Genomic DNA, 16208 nt, shown 5'->3' on the forward strand with positions numbered 1-16208 from the left:
TTAAGCCCCTTTGGTCAACGCCGCCCGGCGTGCCTTTTTGAGGGCGGAAAAATCTTCGTCCGCGTGAAAGGACGACCGTGTCATCGGCGTCGCCGAGACATGCAGGAATCCCTTGCTCCGTGCGATCTGCTCAAGCTGCGCGAACTCGTCCGGCGACCAGAAGCGGTCGATCGGGTGGTGTTTCGGCGTGGGCTGCAGATATTGCCCAACCGTCAGGAAATCGACGCCCGCCGCGCGCAGGTCATCCATCACCTGCCGCACATCGCTCAGCGTCTCTCCCAGACCGACCATCAGACCGGATTTGGTGAAGATATCGGGACGGACCCGTTTCGCGTCGTCCAGAAGACGCAGCGACGTGTAGTAGCGCGCGCCGGGACGGACCGACGGATAAAGATGCGGCACCGTTTCGAGGTTGTGGTTGAACACATCCGGCGCGGCATCGAATACCTGTTGCGCCGCTTGCCCCTTGCCCAGGAAGTCAGGCGTCAGCACCTCGACCGTCGTCTCCGGTGTCTGGTGGCGAATGGCGCGGATGGTCTGGGCGATGTGAGCCGCACCACCATCGTCCAGATCATCGCGATCCACGCTGGTGATGACCACATGCCGCAGGCCCAGCTTCTTGACCGCTGCCGCGACCCGGCCCGGTTCGAACGCATCGAGCGCATCGGGCCGTCCGGTGGCGACATTGCAGAACGCACAGCCGCGGGTACAGACCTCGCCCATGATCATCATCGTGGCATGCCGTTTCGACCAGCATTCTCCGATATTGGGGCAGGCCGCCTCCTCGCAGACGGTGACCAGGTCATGATCGCGCATCAGGCGGCGCGTCTCGTAATAAGTTTCGTTTTCGATCTTCTTGCGCCGGATCCAACGGGGCTTGCGCGGAATGACGCTGTCTGCCTTTTTGGCCTTTTCCGGGTGGCGGGGGCGAAGCTGAACAGTCATCTGCTACCGTCCTCAGGCGTGAATGGCGCGGCCAAGCGCATCTAGGCAGGCTTCCTTGACCGCCTCGCCCATGGCCGGATGCGCGTGGCAGGTCCGGGCCACCTCTTCGACGGTTGCACCCTTGGTCATGGCCAGCACCAGTTCGGCGATCAGATCACCACCATGCGCGCCGCAGATATGAGCACCGAGGACCCTGTCATCCGCCCCGATCAGAACCTTGACCGCGCCATCGGTTTCACCGGATGACCGCGCGCGGGAGTTTGCCATGAAGGCGAATTTTCCCACCCTGTACGGCGTGCCGGCTTCCTTCAGCGTCTCTTCGGTGGCACCGACCGAGGCCACTTCGGGATCGGTGTAAACCACGCCCGGCACGGTGTTGTAATCGACATGGCCGTGAAGCCCGGCGAGGGTTTCGACGCAGGCAACGCCGTCCTCTTCGGCCTTATGCGCCAGCATCGGACCCGGAACGCAATCCCCGATCGCATAGATGCCCGGAACCGAGGTCTGGAATGCGCCATCCACCTCGATAAAGCCGCGATCGTCCACCGCGATACCGAGCGCCTCAAGACCAAGGTCAGCGGTCACCGGACGACGGCCAACGGCGATCAGGACCTTGTCGGCCTCAAGCACTTCTTCGGTATCTTTCGCGACCCGGTTAAGCGACAGCGACAGGCCGTTCTCCGTTTTGGTGACCGACTGCAGCGCGCGACCCAGTTGAAATTTCAACCCGCGTTTCGACAAGGCGCGCTGCGCCAATTTTGCAATGTCCCCGTCGATGCCCGGCAGGATGCGGTCGAGATATTCCACCACCGTCACCTTCGCCCCAAGCCGGGACCAGACCTGCCCAAGCTCCAGCCCGATCACCCCGGCACCGATGACAACCAGGTGTTCAGGCTCCTCGGTCAGCGCCAGGGCACCGGTGCTGCAAAGTACATCAACTTCGTCGATTGCGATGCCAGGCAACGAGGCCGGCTCGGATCCCGTGGCGATGAGGATGTTTTTCGCGTCAAAGGACTGCGCTCCGACCTGCACACGACCCGGCGCGGGTATGCTTGCCCACCCTTCGATCAGATCGACGTTGTTCTTGGAAAACAGGAAACCGATCCCCTTGGTCAGATCGGCCACGATCTTGTCCTTACGGGCCATCATCGCCGTGACATCGAGGGCGTTTTCACCGACCGTGATGCCGTGCGCCTCAAGGTGAGAGAGTTCGGCATATTTCGCGGACGACGTCAGCAGCGCCTTGGAGGGAATGCAGCCGACATTGAGACAGGTACCGCCCAATGCGCCACGCCCCTCGACGCAGGCGACCTTCAAGCCAAGCTGTGCCGCCCGGATGGCCGCGACATAGCCGCCGGGACCGCCGCCAATAACGATGAGGTCATAATCGGACATGAGTCCCTCCGGATTTTGCCTGATGTGGTGTCGAGATGGTTGCCGTGCCGGGCGCGTAATGTCGCCTATAGGAAACTTTTCTCTTATAATCAACATTTGAATCAATATAGAAACTTTGACCCCTGCATTGATGCTGGATAAACTCCTAGAAAAGCAGGGGATTTTTTGCACATGGAGCCTATTCAGGCAGAAGAAACAGCCATTGCGGCGGAGGCCATCGAAGCACCGGATGGAGAGGTCTTGGGAAAAATGATTCGGGAGGCGCGCAAGGAAAAGGGGCTGACACTGGAAGAGACCGCCAAGGCGGCAGCGATAGGACGCTCAACCCTCTCGAAGATCGAGAATAATCAAACCCGGCCGAGTTTCGAAATCATCCGACGGCTGATGCAGACCCTGGAGCTTGAAACACCGCAACTCTTTGTTCAGTCAGCGAAAAGTGATATTTCTGGACGCCGGGATTACACCCGGTCCGGCAAAGGAGAACACCAGGCAACACGCACCTATGACCACGAATTGCTCTGCACCGAGCTGACCAGTAAACGCATGTTGCCCTACATCAGCACCATCAAGGCCCGCGACGTGACGGAGTTCGATTCCTGGGTGCGCCACCAGGGTGAGGAGTTCCTCTTTGTCATCAGCGGCGCGGTGACACTCTTCACCGAACACTACCGGCCTTTGCAGATGAAGGCGGGCGACTCGGTCTATTACGACAGCAGCATGGGCCACGGCTGCATCTCCACCAGCGAGGAAGACGCAAAGGTCTTGTGGGTGTCGCTGGAAGGTTAGGCCGGGACCGTCAAATCAAATGGTGCGGCGCTCAGGCCCCGGGGCTTGATGTCGGAAATACGCAGGGCAAGCTGCGAGATGGCAACACGCCGGTCTAGCGCAATCCGTTGCGGGCGATAAAGGCTGCCAGATCAAGGATCACTTGCCCCCGGGCCTGCGCGATGGCCTGCGGCCCACCCGCCGGATCATAGGGTACCGCGAAATCGAAAAGCCCCGAACGCTCTCGACCGCCATCGGTGACGCCCACGAAGTACTGCCCCGAGGACCGGAACTGCCCATCGGCACCCGCAACCAGGCTTTCGAATCGCACCTCGAGCCGCGCGTCCGGGAACGCCTCGAACGGCCAGGGCTCCGAGGCTACGCGCGCACCGGACAACCGCGCCAGGTGACGGGCCAGCTCGAGCGCGACCGCACGCTCGGTGCTGTCCGCCCAGAGCACATCCGATTGGGTGACCAGCTTGCCATTTGCATCCAGAACCGCGATTTCGTCAGCCGCGGCATAGGTCGGCAACGAGACATCGCGCACCTCTACCGCGCGAAAACCTATGCGGATCTTTTCCGTCACCTGCGGCGCGGTCACCGGATAGAGGTCCGGCGTGCCGCCACAGGCGGAAAGCGCCAGGGCAATCCCGAGGAGGGCAGATTTGAAAACAGACATGGTCATCGTCCCCTGATTAGCGCGCTGGGATTGCGCTCCAGCATGCGTGCCAACGACGTCATCGCATCGGCGGCCTTGGAGATGTCGCGCAGCGCGGCACGGGCATCGCGGCTCAGGACATCCCCCTTGTTGTATCCCGTGATCGTGGCGCTGGCCTGATCGAGAACGGCACGAACCCGGTCCACCAGCGCCGGCAGATCCTGGGTCGAGGTCGCCACGGCATCCGCCGCCTTGCGGGTAGAATCGAGCGTGGCGTTTATGTTCCCAATCGCCCCGCCTTCGCGCAACTCGCTCAACGTCGCCTCGATCTCCTTGAGCGCGGCACCGAGGTCAGCGGGCAGCCTGCGCGCGGCGTCGGTATCAAGCACTTTTTCCGCGGAGCTTGTCAGCGCGGCAAGTCGGGTCGCCAATTCCTCCAACGGCAATTCTTCGGCTTTGGCGGCAACGGCTCTGATCTGATCGACCAGGGCGGGGACGCCTTCGACCGATGTTGTCACCCCATTGGCCGCCGCTTCTGCCGCGTCGAGCGCCGCGACCAGGCGCGCGGCGACCTTTTGCTCCTCAAGCTCTGCAACCAGCCCCTCGATCCGGGTCAAGGCCGCATTCAGCTTGGCCGGGATATCGCGCACATCGTCCGAAGCCACGATGTCACGCACGTCGCCCAGCAAGGCGCGCACATCCTGCGGGGTCTCGCGCAGATCCTCGTCGGACACGAAGGCTTCGGCACTGTCCAGAAACCTTATCGCGCTGTTGAGCAACTCTTCGACGGGCAGGTTGTTGATGCGGGTGACAACGCCTTCAACCGTTGCAGTGGCATCCGAAATGACGCTTTCCGTGGTCGGTATGATCGGAATGATCCCCTCGCCGGTCAGAAGCACCGCATCGGGCGCATCATCAACCTGGATCAGCTCGATTTTCAACCCGCCCGTCAAAAGACTGGCCGAGGCCAGGCGCGCGCGCAGCCCCTCCTCGATCCGCGTGGACAGAAAGGCGAGCGCCGCCTCCGGCGTCACCTCGCCCTGCAACCCAAGCCGCGCAGGCTGGATCGAAAGGACAGCATTGAGGCGGACGCGGCTGTCACCGAATTCATCCGCATCGACCACGCCCGAGATGCTTTGAACCTTGCCGATCTTCAGCCCGCTCAACTCGACCGGCGCATCCACCGCAAGGCCCGAGATATTTTCATCGAACACGACCCGCACCTCGAGGGCTTCAACCTCTGACGCGATAAAGAGGCTGTTGCGGGCAGCGACCTCATCGGCGAAAACCTCGAACACCGTGCCATCCGCAACGCGCGCGCCACCGGACACAAACGTATCGAATGTCAGACCGCCCGCAACCAGGGTCGCGACCGAGGAAAAGTCGATCTCGGCCCCCTGCGGCCCCACGGAGAAGGTGAAACCCGATGTGTCCCAGAACCGCGTGGTGGGTGAAATCAGACGGCTGTGAGGCTCGAAGATGATCGCCTCCGCAATAGCAAAATCACCCTGCTGCGAGATACGCGCCTTGCCGACCCGACCGACTTCGATACCGCGGAAGGTGATCGGGCTGTCATCGGTCAGGTTTCCGCCGGGCGTCGTACGGAGGACGATTTCAAGCCCCTCCTCACCGTTACTCCTGAGGGGGGCTTCCACCAGGCCTTTGAAACGGTTCTGCTTCGGGCCGATCTCACTGTCCCACGAGCCTTCGATATAGACGCCCGACAAAACCGTATCCAGACCGCTGACCCCTGTCGTGGTCAATTCCGGACGCACGACCCAAAAGGTCGAGGACGCATCGACATAGGGCGCCACTTCCTTGTCCACGCGCACGGCGACGACAACGCCGGAAAGATCCTCGGCAAACCGGACATCTTCGACAACGCCCACCGCGATATCGCGATACCGCAATTCGGTTTCCCGCTTGGCAATGCCAGCGCCATTTTCGAACACGATCTCAACCAGCGGGCCGCGATCATTATAGGTTTGCCAGGCCACGCCGAGCGCCATCGCAAGCGCGAGAATGGGGATGATCCAGACGACGGAGGCCCGCCCCAGAAAAGACTTGCGCGCCGGTTCAATCGTCACGGGCGGAGGGGCATCACTCATTCCTCGGGCGCTCCTTTTTGCTTGGCCTGCACATCCCAGATCATGCGACTGTCAAAGGCCTGCGCGGAAAGCATCGTAAAAATGACCGACAGGGCGAAAAACAGGCTTGCCCGTCCCGGGTTCACCGCGGCCAGGGTGTTCAGTTGCACCAGAGACGACATGATCGCAACAACAAAGATGTCGATCATCGACCAGCGTCCGATATACTCGACAACCTCATAAAGAAGCTGCCGGTGGTGGTTCGAGACGCTGGACGGACGTGTTACGGAAATCGCCAGAAAGGCGATTGCCATGAACTTGGCCAGGGGGATGACAACGCTGGCGATCAGGATGATGACCGCAACGCCGACAGCGCCGTGGTGCATGAGTTCGACCGCGCCGCCAACGATCGTGTCTTCCTGCACGCTGAGCAATGTGCGCGTCTGCAACATCGGGTACATGTTGGCGGGCACATAGCACATCAACCCGACCAGCCAGAGCGCCCAGACCCGTTGCAGGCTCTTTTCATCGCGCGCCACAAGGGCTTTGCCGCAACGGCCACAGGTGGCCGTGCCCGCCGGCCAGACCTTTGTGCAGCGTGTGCAGGCAACGACACCCAGATCGCGCGCGCTTTTGATAGCTAGGTTTTGTCCAGCGATGTCCATACCGACCACCTGCACAGGAAATTGTCCTGCACCACAACAAGAACGACAAGCGCGGCAAACATCCAGAATGCCGGGCCAAAAGCCACATCGGCGAGGTCACTGATCTTGGTCAACGCCACCGCGCAGCCGATTGCAAAGATCTCCGCCATGGACCACGGCCTGAGCGCCTCTGACAAGCGAAACGCCTGGGTTGCGCCGCGTGCGGGCGGCCTGTCCAACACGATGGGCACAAGCACATAGATCGACAAGAGCACGCGCGTCAGTGGAATGAAGATAATGAGCGCCGCCGTCGTCAGCGCCAGCGCGATCAGCGGTCCATCACTGAACGCCAGCGCCGCGTCCAGGATCGAGACGGAATTGGCCGTCCCCCCAGCCTTGATGGTGAGGAACGGAAAAACGGTCGCGGCCACGATGAGGATCGCAACGGCCAGGGACACCGCGATGATCTGCAAGCCCGCCTTGCGACGCGGCGTTATCAGAACAGTGCCGCAACGCTGGCATTTTGCCTTCTCGCCAACGCCCGGACGCTGCAATTGGTAGGCCGCATCGCAGTGCGGACAAACAATCAACGTATCGAGGGGAATCGGTTGAGGCGACGTCATCAGGTCAAATTATCGCATTTCGCCATCCCGAAACACATCTTTCGGCCTGATCGGCAAGCAATCTCAATTGGTTGCAGGGTGCGATCCCCCTACCTCATCCACTGGCAGTTGACGGATGGCGCGCGGCCACCCTATGGTACAGGTATGAACAAGTATGAACAGGATCAAACAAGATCGGACCTGATCGGCGCCCCGAAATCCGTCAGGATCGCCGACATACTTGAGACCGAAATCCGGTCTGGCACCTTGGGCAACGGCGCGCCGCTCGAAAGTGAAAACGCCTTGGTGGAGCGATTTTCGGTCAGCCGAAACACCGTGCGACGCGGTCTTGAAATCCTGAACGACAAGGGGCTTATCACCACGAAGAAGGGCATCGGGTCCTTCGTCACCTTTGGCGGCAAGACGATTGATGACCGAAGCGGATGGAGCGTGGCGCTCTCCGCCAGCGATGTGGAGCTTGCGACGCGGATCGTCACCCTCCGGCGCGGCGCGATGGACCTTCTGAACGCCCCTGAGGCGTTTGCCAACGATTGCCTGATCGTTGATCGCCTGCGGTTTCGCATATCGACCGGCGAGGGCGTGTCGCTTGAGCGCAGCCGCATGATTTGGCGGGAAAGTTTCACAACAATCCTGGCGCAGGGCCTGACCGATGGCTCATTGACAGCAACATTGCGCGAACACGGTTTATCTGTGGCCAGCGGTGATGAATGGGCCAGTGTCCTGCCTGTTCTGCCGCAGGAAGATGCCGAGTTGATGGGACGCGAACGGGGGGACCCGATGCTCTTCCTTCGCCGCCTGACCCGCGCCTCCGATGGCTCGGTCGTCGAATATGTCGAAAGCACGCTGGACCCCGATCTTTTTGGCCTGCATATGGTGTTCTGAGGGCAGGTTGATGGATCACGATACACAGTTTGACCGTTCCTGCGCCGCGCTGATTGGCATGGCGATTGGTGATGCTTTGGGCATGCCATCTCAAACCCTGACGCGGCAAGAAATTCAGCAGCACTACGGCACGATCACGGAGTTTACCGCGCCGTTCGACGACCACCCGGTTTCCCACGGCCTTGAGGCAGCGCAAGTAACGGATGACACCGAGCAGAGCCTTCTGTTGGCACGCCGCCTGATCGCGGATCACGGCCAAATCGTTGAAACCGCCTGGGCGCGCGACCTGCTGGACTGGGAGGCGGACATCCGCGCACGCGGGCTGCGCGACCTTCTGGGGCCATCATCCAAGGCAGCACTGGACAAGATCCTTGCAGGCGCGCCGCCGTCGGAGACCGGTAAACACGGTACCACCAATGGCGCGGCAATGCGCATCGCGCCCATCGGCATTGCAAACCCGGTATCACCACAAGAGGCATTTCTGGATCAGGTCGAAATGGCCTGCCGCATGACCCACAATACCGGTGAGGCCATTGCCGCGGCCGCAGCCGTCGCCACCACGATCAGCGGCGGGATCAGTGGCCAATGCTTTGAGGACACCTTGGAGCACGCGGTTGCCGCCGCCAAGACCGGTCAACAAAGGGGATACCATGAAGGCGCACCCGACATGGCTGACCGCCTGTCCCGCGCTCTCTCGCTGGCGGAAGCGGGTCTACCTGCGGAGAAGTTCGCCGATGAGGTCGGCACGTCGGTGCATTCCCGCCACTCTATTCCGGCGGCGTTCGGGATCGTTCGGCTGGCGAATGGTGATCCATGGCAGGCCACGGTGATCGCGGCGAACATCGGCGATGATACCGACACGATCGGCGCCATTGCGGGGGCGATGGCAGGTGCCTGCTCCGGCCTCAAATCCTTCCCGCCCGAACAGGTTCGCACCATTCGGGCGGCAAATGATCTGCCGGTCGAGGACATCGTTCGCGGCCTCCTGAACCTTCGCCACATCAGGGCGCAGGCGGCCCTTGAGAATCCGGAGGTCGTCACATGACGGGCCGCCTACTCCAGTTGTCCGGCGTGATTGTCGACCTGATCTATGACGTGGTCGCCGTCCCCAAGGCGGGGGAAGAAGCCAGTGTGACCGGGTTTTCGATCTCACCCGGCGGCGGGTTCAACGCGATGATTGCCGCCAAACGTGCGGGCATGGAGGTGTTCTATGGCGGGTCAATCGGCACAGGTCCATTTGCCGAGATCACGAAACAGGGGCTGTCAAAAGCCGGGATCGACGCCCTGCGCTCACCTGTCCCCACGTTAGATCAGGGCTGCAGCACGGTGCTCGTCGACGCAAAGGGCGAGCGGACATTCATCGCCATGGAGGGCGCAGACGGGCATGTCACCCCAGAAGACCTATCGGGGATCGAGCATGCCCAATTCGACTGGGCATTGCTTTCTGGTTACGCGCTGCACTACGCCGGTTCGCGGGCGGCATTTCTTGGCTGGCTGGAACGCGGCGATGCGATCCCCAACCTGGTCTTCGACCCCTCCCCGATGGTGTCCGAGATATCCCGGGATCTGCTTGAGGCCGCGCTGAACCGCGCCCATTGGGTGAGCGCAAATGCGCAGGAAGCCACGATCCTGACCGGTGAGGCGGACCCCGTGAAATCCGCCGCGGCACTGGCGGCGCGTTGCCCGGCCACAGGGGGTGCTGTTGTCCGAACTGGCGCGCAGGGATGCGTGGTTGCTACCTCTCAAACCATCCGCCAAATCGCCCCCTATACGGTCACGCCGATCGACACCAACGGCGCCGGTGACGCGCATCTCGGCAGTTTCATCGCGCAGCTTTCCGAGGGCAAAGATCCTTTTAAGGCTGCCGCATATGCAAATGTCGCGGCGGCGCTTTCGACAACGAAAAAAGGGCCTGCAACGGCACCTGAGCGCGCGGTGGTCGAAGCCGCGATGCAGGGCGAAGCGGCCATCTGAACAGGCATTGATAGAAATCACATCACGGAGGAACAACAATGAACAAGAGCTTTTTCGCCGCATCGGCTTTGGCGGCATTTTCCATCGGATCGGCGGTTGCGGCTGACGAAATCCGGGTCCTGAACTGGCAAGGGTATGGCACCGATCTTGACTGGGCAGTGGCCGCCTTCACCGACAAGACCGGCCACACGGTCGTGCATGAGTATTTCAATTCGGAGCAGGAAATGCTGACCAAGCTCCGGACCAATCCCGGCGCCTATGACGTTGTTCTGATCAACGCGGCCTTCACGCCGCAAGCCCAAGACGAAGGGTTGATCGGGCCTATCGACGCGTCGAAAATCTCGAACATCGCGGATGTTCCCGAAAACCTGACCGGCAATGAGGACCTGAATGCCGGTGGCGCGCTCCATGGTGTCCCTTGGACCTGGGGCCTGACCTCTTTCGCGGTCAACACCAACGAATTCGACACCATGCCCAGTTCCATCGAAGTGTTCTGGGACCAAAGTCACCAAGGCAAGGTTTCGATCCGGGACGACGCGCTTGAGGCCGTGCAATTTGCCGCCATCGCGACCGGCCAGGATATCAACAACATCGAAAACCTGGATGCGGTGAAAGAAAAACTCGCGTCGCTGATGCCGCAGATCAAGACATATTGGGGATCAGAAAACGACTGGAACCAGTTCATGGCCGCCGGTGACCTGTCGGTCGCAACCTTCTGGTCAGGATCGGCCAGCCGGTCGATGTCCGCCGGTCTGCCCGTGCAATTCGTCGTGCCGCAGGAAGGCGCGATCGGCTGGCTCGACGGGCTGTCCATCCCGGCCTCGTCAACGAAACAGGACGCGGCTCATGCTTTCATCGACTGGATGATTGATCCGGAATTCTATGTGAAATGGGCCGCCGAAGGTGCGCCCGCATCGGCAAACGCCAAGGCCGCGGCCGCCTTGCCCGACGATGCCTTCAACAAGCGCGTGCTGGGTGATCCCGAAGTTGTCGCTCGGGTGCAATTCCAACGCCCGGTTTCGGACGAAGATCGCGAAGCATATCTTGCGCTCTGGCAGGAGCTCAAGGCCGCGCAGTAGAGCACCGAGGGCGGCGGGGACATGTCAACGGTTCTGGCAAAACAGGACAGGCTGAAGATCTTCGGACTTCTGTCCCCGGCCTATCTCTGGCTGACAGTGGCGATTTTCCTGCCACTGTCGGCGATGCTCTATTTCAGTTTTCTGTCGGACGTGCCTTTCGGCCAAAAAGAATGGTTTCACACGACGGAAAACTACAAGGCGTTCTTTACCACCCCGACCTATTCGATCCTGCTTTGGAAATCCCTGCGCTTGGCCCTGATGGTCACGGTGATTTCCGTTTTTATCGGTTTCCCCTGCGCCTATGTCCTGGCCAAAACGATCAAGGGGCGGGCACGTGAGGCCCTGTTTTTACTCGTCATCCTGCCGTTCTGGTCCAATTCCCTTGTCCGGATCTTTTCCTGGGCGATCGTTCTGCGCGGAAACGGCATCCTCGAGGTCGGGCTGAACGCCGTTCTGCCTTTCGAAGTGGACGTGAACCTGATGTTTTCGACACCGGCGATCGTCATCGGGCTGGTCCATTCCTATCTTCCGTACGTCATCCTCACCTCATACCTCGCGCTACAGGCGATCGACGACAACCTGATTGATGCGGCGCGCTCGATGGGGGCGGGCAAGCTGACAATCCTGTGGCGCATCATCCTTCCCCTTTCGCTGCCGGGCCTTCTTGCCGGTGCGGTGCTGATCTTTGTCCCGGTTGTCGGATCGTTCATGGAACCCCGCATTCTCGGCGGCAGGGTGGGCACCTATTTCGGCACCGTGATCGAGGATCAGTTCGTCGCCGTCTACAACTGGCCTCTCGGCGCGGCGCTGTCCTTCGTGCTGCTGGCTGTGGTCCTGCTGATCCTCGCGATCTCCAGCCCGATCTTGCGAAAGGCCCGGACATGAACTCCCGTCTTCTTGCTAACCTCGGGCGGCTATGGCTTGGCCTGATCCTCGTCTTTCTCTACGCGCCGATCCTGGTGATGGCATTCATGTCCTTCAACGCCTCGCAATACTATCAATTGCCCTTCGAGTTTTCGATGCGATGGTATGAGAAATTGGCCAGCAATGGCGAAATCATTGATGCGGCGACGCGCTCGGTCCTGATTGCCATCGTGACCACAATCCTTGCCACAACCCTCGGAACCGCAGCGTCGGTCGCGCTCTTTCGATTTGAGTTCAGGGGCAAACGATTTTTGCAGGTGATGCTGTTTCCACCCATCGCGATCCCGTGGCTCATTACCGGCACGGCGATGCTCATTTTCTTCTTTGGTGTCGGACTTGGCCGCGGCACGCCATCGGTCATCATCGGACATGTCGCACTGGCGCTGCCTTACGTCATCGTCGTGGTCAGCGCCCGGCTCGCCACGTTCGACGCCACGCTGGAAGAGGCCGCACGCTCCATGGGGGCTGGCGGCTGGACGATTACCCGGCGCGTCACGCTCCCCTGGATCGCCCCCGGCATCATCGCGGGCGCCCTCTTCGCCTTTGCCGTCAGCTTCGATCAGTTCGTGGTGTCGTATTTCCTGTCGGAGCCGGGCGACAGCACGTTGCCGGTCCTGATCTACACATCCATTCGCAAGGGTTTCACCCCGGAGATCAATGCAATCTCGACCATCATCATTGTCATCTCGATGGCTGTGATGCTGTTCGCGGCGCGGTTCTCCAATTTCGGAGGAGAGCGGTAATGGCCGAAGTATCCGTGCAGAACGTCACCAAGAAATTCGGCACCCTGAAGGCGCTGGATGACGTGTCGATGGATTTCCCTGATGGCGGGTTCTTTGGGCTTCTCGGTCCGTCGGGGAGCGGTAAGACAACGCTCTTGAGGGCCATCGCCGGGTTCATTTTCGTCGATGGCGGTACGATCCGGATCGGTGAACAATCGGTCGAACACGTGCCGGTCGAAAAGCGGGACATCGGCATGATGTTCCAGAATTACGCGCTTTTTCCCAACATGACGGTGGCCGACAATATCGGCTTTGGGCTCAGGGTGCGCAAGGTCGGCGCGGCCGAGGAAAGGCGGCGGATTGGGGAGGCGCTCGAACTGGTTCAGCTGGCCGAGCACGGTCAACGCAAACCGCATCAGCTTTCGGGCGGGCAACGGCAGCGCGTCGCATTGGCCCGCGCAATTGTGACCAATCCGCGGGTGCTTTTGCTGGATGAACCGCTGTCGGCGCTCGATAAGGCTTTGCGCGTTGACATGCAGATCGAACTCAAACGCATTCAGCGCGAGATCGGCATTACCACGATTTTTGTCACCCACGATCAGGAAGAGGCCCTGACGCTGTCGGACAAGATCGGCATTCTCAAGGACGGTCGCATGACGCAAGCGGGGCCGCCGCGCGATGTCTATAATGCGCCGAACGATATCTTCTCAGCCACGTTTCTGGGCGACGCCAACATCCTTTCAGGCTCTGGAGCCACGGATGATCTGCGCAGGAACGAGGAGGCCGATATCAGGATGCCACAGGGGTTTGACGGAAAATCGACCCTGGTGGTACGCCCTGAGAACATGTCTATCTCCTTGACCAAACCGGATCAGGAGGGGCTCTCAAAGCTCAAGGCGACCGTGGTACAGCGCGTTTTCGCTGGGGCCATGGCAACCTGTATCCTGCAAAGCGGCGGCAACACGATCAAGGTGATCGCTCGGGATCAGGAGTTTCCGGACCTTTCGGAAGGCGCCCAGGTCTGGGTGAGCTGGCCACAGGACAAGACGATTGCGATACCCGCTAATTGAGCATCTTCTGACGCTCGAACAGGTTTCCCGGTGATGCACGAGCGGTTATTTGCGAAGACCACGTTCCTGCCTCGCGATCACCCGCCATCTGCATCTCACGTGCTTGTGGCAAGTCCTTTGCCCGCCGCCATGGCGCAGAAGGCTGCGATGAAACAGGACACGCATATCACCGGGGCGGCATAGGCGAAGTTCATATCGGCAACAGCCGCGACGGTGATGATCCCCCCCAGCCGTGCGAACGTAATGTCGAGACTCGTCGAAACCGCGCTCATCCCCTTGGGTGCCAGTCTCAGGATCAGTTGCGTCGACGGCGCATTGCTGCATGCAAGGCCCGAGCCGACCAGAACCGATGACACGATGACAAGCAGGAGGTTTTCGCTGAAGTAAGAGAGCAGAAATCCAGCGGCGATAAGGAAAGGCGCGGCCGCCATGATCGTCCGTAGATGGTGCCGGTCCACCATGTTGCGCAATAGGGTGCTGAGGCCCGAGAAGGTCAGCCAGACAACCGACAATGCAAAACCAACGCTTGCCGCCCCAACGTCACTGCTCGACAGCCAGACAGGGAGCCGGAACAGGTAGTAGGTGATGCAGCCATAGGTGCAGAAAACGTAGAGAAACGTCACCCAGAGACGGTGCGCTTTGAGGAGTTCCTTGTAGCTGTTCTTCGCCCGAAAATATGATGCAGACGTATCCGCACCCGGCGTCCCGCTCAGGATCACCAATGAGATGGACGCGATGATGGCGATGAAGACAAATGCGTTACTCCACCCATAGTCCACGAGGAAACTACCATAGAAAAGCGGCGCCAGAGCCGCCACGTATCCCGCGATACTGCCCCAGAAAATCAGCGCCCTGCCGGGCCTGAGCGGTGACGCCCGCGTCAGGAGAAGCGGCACGAGAGGTGAAAATATACCGCCGCCCAGGCCCTGCAATGCGCGCCCGGCGATGAGCATCGCGAAACTATCCGCCGAGGCCACGAGGAGCGAACCGGCAGCAAAGAAGGCAACCCCGTAGGCAAAGACTTTGCGCGTGTTGAAAACATCACCACACCAGCCGCCGACGAGAACGCCCACCGCGACCGCGATCCCGTAGGAATTGAAGACCCAGGCCAGTTCACCGATCGACAGGCCAAACTGACCCTGGATCGCGGGCAACAGGAGCGGGACCAGCGTGAGTTCCATCACGAAGGCGATGTTTGCCGCGATCGGTCCGATGATCGCGCTTCGCGGCGACGTGGCCACCTGCTCCGCCTTGTTGATGTCCGGCGTATGGGATGTCATTTATCTATCGCGCCCGTCAGACATTCGCTTTGGCATTCGTGCGGCCCTTTGCGCCGACGGCAATCGTGTCGGCTTGGACCGCCGAAACACTGGCCGTGCGCTGAAGACTGGCCGGCGCGCGCGCAATCATGTTGGCCATGTCATTGGCCCCCATCCAGATCAGGTAATCCTCTTCAGTCACCTGTTGATCCGGCCCCAGCCAGCGGCCTGGCTCACAATGGCTATACCCGTAGCGGAGATGTGCGCCCTTTGCCGCCAGTTGTTTCGGCACGAATGCAAAGACGAAGGACGGGTCCCAGGCGCCCACCATGAGTTCGAGCAGGACGCGCGACAACAGCGACGTCGCACCCTGGCTTCGGGGGCCGCCAAGGCCACTCGCGCGCAACCAAAACTCTCCCTGATAGCAGACCTTGCCGGTGATCGTTTTCAGGGCCTCGGGCCCCGAATAGAAGGTCAGATCCGGGTCGGGCGTCGTATCGGGTGTAATATACTTGTGACGGTGCGTATTCAGATGGGCCTCAAGGGAAGTTCCAGTGAGGTCGAGAAGACGCACGGCTTGTGTGTGGATCAACTCATCGCTTGAATTGAACCCGCAAACCCAGAAACCATTGGTGTGGTCGATATAGGAACTTGCCACATCAAACATCGGGTAAATGGGACCGCGATCAGGCTGCTGAGCCCGGTAGGCGCGGTATGCCGCGAAATCGTCACCGATTTCGATCCGGGTTCCCGCCTCCTCGAGATCGCGGAGGATACCAGACAGGTGTGACGTCAATTCAAACAGTTTACTTGGTGACATCCCCATCCTACTGGCCTTCTGATCCCGGTGCAGCGTGCAGGGTCTCATCAAATGGTTAACGGCGGGTTAGCCCCTGCCCGTATTCTGCCGGTTTATGATTTCGCCTTGTGGCCTTTACGGATTTCCCTGACCCGCATTCCCGATCATCCGGTAGAGAAAGTGGCCAAACCAAGGAAAACCTTTAGAATTGAGAGGATCAAAAATTCCTCCAAGACAATCTCCCAACTCATTGAGAAAATTTGGTTTTTGATAGTTTTCTGGTTTCAGAGAGATGACCGGATCAGGAGTTATTGCACGCGCCCCTGCCCCGTCCATCTGAAAATACGGCGCCGAAGTGGCATGCGGGCAGGTGCAGCCTTAC

Annotated in this window: 16 protein-coding genes; 8 read left to right on the forward strand and 8 right to left on the reverse strand. The window is 60.4% G+C overall.

The window, feature by feature from the left end; genetic code table 11:
- Complete coding sequence (gene lipA, locus RBB29_RS17330; protein ID WP_306115599.1) at nucleotides 1–945, reverse strand: lipoyl synthase; 945 nt, start codon at nucleotides 943–945, stop codon at nucleotides 1–3.
- 12 nt (nucleotides 946–957) lie between these two features.
- The gene (lpdA, locus tag RBB29_RS17335; RefSeq protein WP_306115598.1) at nucleotides 958–2340 is read right to left on the reverse strand and encodes a dihydrolipoyl dehydrogenase; all 1383 of its coding nucleotides are present in this window, start codon (nucleotides 2338–2340) and stop codon (nucleotides 958–960) included.
- Nucleotides 2341–2511: 171 nt separating this feature from the next.
- On the opposite strand from lpdA, the gene RBB29_RS17340 reads away from it, so the two are divergent.
- Entirely contained in the window at nucleotides 2512–3126 is a 615-nt protein-coding gene (locus RBB29_RS17340; RefSeq protein WP_306115597.1) for a helix-turn-helix domain-containing protein, read from the forward strand.
- Between the two features lie 94 nt (nucleotides 3127–3220).
- On the opposite strand, the gene RBB29_RS17345 is transcribed toward RBB29_RS17340, so the two are convergent.
- Genes RBB29_RS17345 through RBB29_RS17360 form a run of 4 tightly spaced genes read right to left on the reverse strand, consistent with a single transcriptional unit; the run spans nucleotide 3221 to nucleotide 7117 of the window.
- Nucleotides 3221–3784 (reverse strand): membrane integrity-associated transporter subunit PqiC, encoded by a 564-nt coding sequence (locus RBB29_RS17345; RefSeq protein WP_306115596.1) that lies wholly within the window; start codon nucleotides 3782–3784, stop codon nucleotides 3221–3223.
- Between the two features lie 2 nt (nucleotides 3785–3786).
- Nucleotides 3787–5871, reverse strand: coding sequence for an MlaD family protein (locus RBB29_RS17350; protein WP_306115595.1), 2085 nt, complete (start codon nucleotides 5869–5871; stop codon nucleotides 3787–3789).
- Complete coding sequence (locus tag RBB29_RS17355) at nucleotides 5868–6515, reverse strand: paraquat-inducible protein A (RefSeq protein ID WP_306115594.1); 648 nt, start codon at nucleotides 6513–6515, stop codon at nucleotides 5868–5870. Before RBB29_RS17355 ends, RBB29_RS17350 begins: the two co-directional genes overlap by 4 nt.
- On the reverse strand, nucleotides 6491–7117 hold the full coding sequence (locus RBB29_RS17360; protein WP_306115593.1) for a paraquat-inducible protein A: 627 nt from the start codon (nucleotides 7115–7117) through the stop codon (nucleotides 6491–6493). The genes RBB29_RS17355 and RBB29_RS17360 overlap by 25 nt, the downstream gene beginning before the upstream one ends.
- Nucleotides 7118–7261: 144 nt before the next feature.
- Between RBB29_RS17360 and RBB29_RS17365 the strand changes: the two genes are divergently transcribed.
- The 7 genes from RBB29_RS17365 to RBB29_RS17395 are packed head-to-tail and all read left to right on the forward strand — an operon-like array spanning nucleotide 7262 to nucleotide 13768.
- The gene (locus tag RBB29_RS17365) at nucleotides 7262–7999 is read left to right on the forward strand and encodes a GntR family transcriptional regulator (RefSeq protein ID WP_306115592.1); all 738 of its coding nucleotides are present in this window, start codon (nucleotides 7262–7264) and stop codon (nucleotides 7997–7999) included.
- A 10-nt stretch (nucleotides 8000–8009) separates the two neighbouring features.
- Nucleotides 8010–9044 carry an ADP-ribosylglycohydrolase family protein gene (locus RBB29_RS17370; RefSeq protein ID WP_306115591.1) on the forward strand — a complete coding sequence of 345 codons (1035 nt, stop codon included), beginning with the start codon at nucleotides 8010–8012 and terminating at the stop codon, nucleotides 9042–9044.
- The gene (locus tag RBB29_RS17375; RefSeq protein ID WP_306115590.1) at nucleotides 9041–9973 is read left to right on the forward strand and encodes a PfkB family carbohydrate kinase; all 933 of its coding nucleotides are present in this window, start codon (nucleotides 9041–9043) and stop codon (nucleotides 9971–9973) included. Before RBB29_RS17370 ends, RBB29_RS17375 begins: the two co-directional genes overlap by 4 nt.
- Before the next feature lie 38 nt (nucleotides 9974–10011).
- On the forward strand, nucleotides 10012–11052 hold the full coding sequence (locus RBB29_RS17380) for a PotD/PotF family extracellular solute-binding protein (protein ID WP_306115589.1): 1041 nt from the start codon (nucleotides 10012–10014) through the stop codon (nucleotides 11050–11052).
- A gap of 21 nt (nucleotides 11053–11073) precedes the next feature.
- Nucleotides 11074–11937, forward strand: coding sequence for an ABC transporter permease (locus tag RBB29_RS17385; protein WP_306115588.1), 864 nt, complete (start codon nucleotides 11074–11076; stop codon nucleotides 11935–11937).
- Nucleotides 11934–12719, forward strand: a complete 786-nt coding sequence (locus tag RBB29_RS17390; protein ID WP_306115587.1) for an ABC transporter permease — start codon at nucleotides 11934–11936, stop codon at nucleotides 12717–12719. Before RBB29_RS17385 ends, RBB29_RS17390 begins: the two co-directional genes overlap by 4 nt.
- A complete protein-coding gene (locus RBB29_RS17395; RefSeq protein ID WP_306115586.1) occupies nucleotides 12719–13768 on the forward strand; it encodes an ABC transporter ATP-binding protein in 1050 nt (349 codons plus the stop codon). The genes RBB29_RS17390 and RBB29_RS17395 overlap by 1 nt, the downstream gene beginning before the upstream one ends.
- A 95-nt stretch (nucleotides 13769–13863) precedes the next feature.
- Here the strand turns inward: RBB29_RS17395 and RBB29_RS17400 are convergent, their stop codons facing one another.
- Nucleotides 13864–15048 (reverse strand): MFS transporter, encoded by a 1185-nt coding sequence (locus tag RBB29_RS17400; RefSeq protein WP_306115585.1) that lies wholly within the window; start codon nucleotides 15046–15048, stop codon nucleotides 13864–13866.
- A 16-nt stretch (nucleotides 15049–15064) separates the two neighbouring features.
- Complete coding sequence (locus RBB29_RS17405; RefSeq protein WP_306115584.1) at nucleotides 15065–15853, reverse strand: hypothetical protein; 789 nt, start codon at nucleotides 15851–15853, stop codon at nucleotides 15065–15067.
- Nucleotides 15854–16208 lie beyond the last annotated feature (355 nt).

Source organism: Roseovarius sp. MMSF_3359, from assembly GCF_030733385.1.
Taxonomy (GTDB): Bacteria; Pseudomonadota; Alphaproteobacteria; order Rhodobacterales; family Rhodobacteraceae; genus Roseovarius.

Coding starts and splice junctions, on each gene's coding strand:
- RBB29_RS17340 (WP_306115597.1), top strand. CDS start 2,512: ATGGAGCCTATTCAGGCAGAAGAAACAGCCATTGCGGCGGAGGCCATC.
- RBB29_RS17375 (WP_306115590.1), top strand. CDS start 9,041: ATGACGGGCCGCCTACTCCAGTTGTCCGGCGTGATTGTCGACCTGATC.
- RBB29_RS17395 (WP_306115586.1), top strand. CDS start 12,719: ATGGCCGAAGTATCCGTGCAGAACGTCACCAAGAAATTCGGCACCCTG.
- lipA (WP_306115599.1), bottom strand. CDS start 945: ATGACTGTTCAGCTTCGCCCCCGCCACCCGGAAAAGGCCAAAAAGGCA.
- RBB29_RS17370 (WP_306115591.1), top strand. CDS start 8,010: ATGGATCACGATACACAGTTTGACCGTTCCTGCGCCGCGCTGATTGGC.
- RBB29_RS17405 (WP_306115584.1), bottom strand. CDS start 15,853: ATGGGGATGTCACCAAGTAAACTGTTTGAATTGACGTCACACCTGTCT.
- RBB29_RS17350 (WP_306115595.1), bottom strand. CDS start 5,871: ATGAGTGATGCCCCTCCGCCCGTGACGATTGAACCGGCGCGCAAGTCT.
- RBB29_RS17380 (WP_306115589.1), top strand. CDS start 10,012: ATGAACAAGAGCTTTTTCGCCGCATCGGCTTTGGCGGCATTTTCCATC.
- RBB29_RS17360 (WP_306115593.1), bottom strand. CDS start 7,117: ATGACGTCGCCTCAACCGATTCCCCTCGATACGTTGATTGTTTGTCCG.
- lpdA (WP_306115598.1), bottom strand. CDS start 2,340: ATGTCCGATTATGACCTCATCGTTATTGGCGGCGGTCCCGGCGGCTAT.
- RBB29_RS17400 (WP_306115585.1), bottom strand. CDS start 15,048: ATGACATCCCATACGCCGGACATCAACAAGGCGGAGCAGGTGGCCACG.
- RBB29_RS17385 (WP_306115588.1), top strand. CDS start 11,074: ATGTCAACGGTTCTGGCAAAACAGGACAGGCTGAAGATCTTCGGACTT.
- RBB29_RS17365 (WP_306115592.1), top strand. CDS start 7,262: ATGAACAAGTATGAACAGGATCAAACAAGATCGGACCTGATCGGCGCC.
- RBB29_RS17345 (WP_306115596.1), bottom strand. CDS start 3,784: ATGTCTGTTTTCAAATCTGCCCTCCTCGGGATTGCCCTGGCGCTTTCC.
- RBB29_RS17355 (WP_306115594.1), bottom strand. CDS start 6,515: ATGGACATCGCTGGACAAAACCTAGCTATCAAAAGCGCGCGCGATCTG.
- RBB29_RS17390 (WP_306115587.1), top strand. CDS start 11,934: ATGAACTCCCGTCTTCTTGCTAACCTCGGGCGGCTATGGCTTGGCCTG.